Origin of the sequence: Rathayibacter agropyri (assembly GCF_013249015.1) — a bacterium.
GTDB classification, from domain to species: domain Bacteria; phylum Actinomycetota; class Actinomycetes; order Actinomycetales; family Microbacteriaceae; genus Rathayibacter; species Rathayibacter agropyri.
The window spans coordinates 1-1,934 of the sequence record NZ_JABRPL010000017.1; the positions used below are offsets into that span (position 1 = coordinate 1).

Sequence of the window (1,934 nt, forward strand, 5' to 3'; positions counted from 1 at the left end):
TCCCAACCTCATTCGTACGGTCACCCGCCTCGAACTTTATCGACTCGGCTGGTAAACAACCTTATGAATAACGCTCTGAGGGAGAGAAATATGACTACCTGCGATGAAGCCTATCAACAAACACGCGATATCAGAGTCGCCAATCCAGGGTATCCAGACCATCGCTACGAAGCGGATTATGTCGTCACGGTCGCGCATTGGCAAGGCGAGCTTGTCTGTCGCAATCTTTACGATGGGCCTGCCAACGGACAGTGGGGGCCAGGGTCCCGACGCGGCGCACAATTGTACCTAAGGGACTACGGGTACACAGGGCCGATCGACGGGGACTGGGGAACGAATACATGGAAAGCCATTCAGCGGCTTGCTGCAGATCGTGGCGGCTATAGCGGCCCTATTGACGGAGCAGCTGGACCGAATACATGGCTCGGGATATTCTGCGCGTTTGTGCCTTGGAACTAAGAGATGCAAAGCAGACGGCAATTCATTGTGGCATTCGTCGCGACGGGCGCGACAGCAATGATGACGGCAGCCTCTTCCTACGCCGATCCCACTTCGGTAGCTGCAATGAAAAAGCCGGATTTCTTGATAGTAGTGGATGAAGCGAGAACGCTCTCTGTCATCTCTGGCGACTACACTACGCGCGCGACGGTGCCTTTTACGTTGAGCCAGACAATGCAAATAAAGAATCCACAGCAATTCCGGGTCATGGTTCAGTTCGACGGGCGGATCTTTGCTGCCGGCGAGATCGGCGTGCTGTCGCATCTAGAAAAGTATGAGATGGCTCCCACGGTGATAACGCTGGCTGACGCGCCGGCCTTTTCGTCGGTAGCCTACGACGTTCCAGATATCTTTGACGGTGCGTCCGAAGCGTCAGCAACCATCTCCTTCCCCTTGACGGTAGTCGATCGGTATCCGCAAGAAGGTCTAGATACTCCTCTACCGCTGGTACTGACAATCCTCGACGGCGACGGCTCCGAGCTCGCGCGTGCAGAATGGCTCGCCGAAGATACGCAAGTTCCCGTGTCCGCGTGGGGCGCTGAGGTAATGGCTGTCTGGTCCGACACCGGAGTGGTTGACGGAGCAAAGACGACAGCAGACAAGTATCGGTACCCATCTGCGATTCGCTGTGTGAGTACCGGGCCGCATCCTATGCCAGCCGGGTCCACATTAGCCATCGAACTTGATGGCATGGTATTCGAATCATGTGGCATTGATCGGATTATCCCAATAGCGCCAACCGCGTCCCCGGCGGCGGGGACGGCACCGGTCGATTCCGACGCCGTCGTGGTCTCGCCTTCCACGCAGGCCCCTTGGACGGGTGCATCCTATTTGGTGGGGACGGAGAAGAAGGATGGTTTGTTGCGGACAACGATTACGCTCAATCAGGAAGTGCCAGCGGGAGAGGCGATCGAAGTGACCCTGGTCGCCCGCGAAAAGCCGGGTTCTCCGATCATCACCTCGGTTACCTACGCTTCAGCGTTCCTCGCCGGCCCCGTCGGAGATAAATACTGGCAGCGAACAACGGGAAAATATCTGGTCACGGACTTAACGGGTTCCGGAACACCACGAGTTACTGACGTCGCTAAGGGCGAGATCTAGGAGAGCGGACGATGGTCGATTCATGGGTGCAGAAGTCCCAAATTTGGGTTAATGACAGATATAAGGGCGTGGCGGGCTTCGTCCCTGCACCGACCGATGGTCGGACTGGGTGGAAGACAATGTTCGCGCTTACCAGGGCCCTGCAGCACGAATTGGGGATCACGAGCTTGTCGGACAACTTTGGTCCAACAACATTCGCAAGGCTTGCCGAACAATTCCCGACAGTATCCTCGAAGACGGCTAATTCAGGAATTCTTGGAGCGTTATTCATAAGGTTGTTTACCAGCCGAGTCGATAAAGTTCGAGGCGGGTGACCGTACGAATGAGGTTGGGAA

Annotated in this window: 2 protein-coding genes; both read left to right on the top strand. The window is 56.0% G+C overall.

All coding sequences use genetic code 11. The annotated features are described in order from the left end of the window. The first annotated feature begins 90 nt into the window (after nt 1-90). A complete protein-coding gene (locus HRF29_RS15565; RefSeq protein WP_425503143.1) occupies nt 91-459 on the top strand; it encodes a peptidoglycan-binding domain-containing protein in 369 nt (122 codons plus the stop codon). Nucleotides 460-462: 3 nt separating this feature from the next. Next, nucleotides 463-1,599, top strand: a complete 1,137-nt coding sequence (locus HRF29_RS14555) for a hypothetical protein (protein WP_173249569.1) — start codon at nt 463-465, stop codon at nt 1,597-1,599. Nucleotides 1,600-1,934: the final 335 nt, after the last annotated feature.